We start from the raw sequence: 543 nt of genomic DNA on the forward strand, positions 1-543 counted from the left end.
CCCCGGCGTCGATCAGTACCTGAGGGCTGTCCCGGCTCGGGCTCACCGCGCTCATGTACTGATCGACGGACCGGGGTGGACCGGCACAGGTGGTTCACAGGTCGATCACCGGCTCCGCACAGCACGGCGGAGCAGCGTCACCCGGGTGACGAGCACCCTGCCCCGGCCCCGGCCCGCCGCTGCACCGTCTCCCCCGCCGGCCCGCCGGTGGCGGCACCTGCCGCTCGCGGTGCTGCTCGCCGCGACGGCCGCGCTGTACCTGTGGGGACTGTCGGCCTCGGGCTGGGCCAACGCGTTCTACGCCGCGGCCGCGCAGGCCGGTGGGCAGAGCTGGTCGGCGTGGTTCTCCGGCGCCTCCGACACGGCCGGCGGCATCACCGTGGACAAGGCGCCGGGGGCGCTGTGGCCGATCGGGCTGGCGGTGCGGCTGTTCGGGCTGTCGAGCTGGAGCGTGCTGGTGCCCCAGGCGCTGATGGGCGTCGGCGCGGTCGCGCTGCTGCACGCCACGGTCCGGCGGGTCGCCGGGCCGGGGGCCGGTCTGCT

1 protein-coding gene is annotated in these 543 nt (G+C 76.2%); it reads left to right on the plus strand.

What is annotated here, in order from left to right; translation table 11 throughout:
* Window positions 1–145 precede the first annotated feature (145 nt).
* On the plus strand, window positions 146–543 hold a 398-nt coding region (locus FVA95_RS29290; RefSeq protein ID WP_149666937.1), incomplete at its 3' end, for a glycosyltransferase family 39 protein.

The organism is Pseudonocardia sp. EV170527-09, assembly GCF_008369905.1.
GTDB lineage: Bacteria > Actinomycetota > Actinomycetes > Mycobacteriales > Pseudonocardiaceae > Pseudonocardia.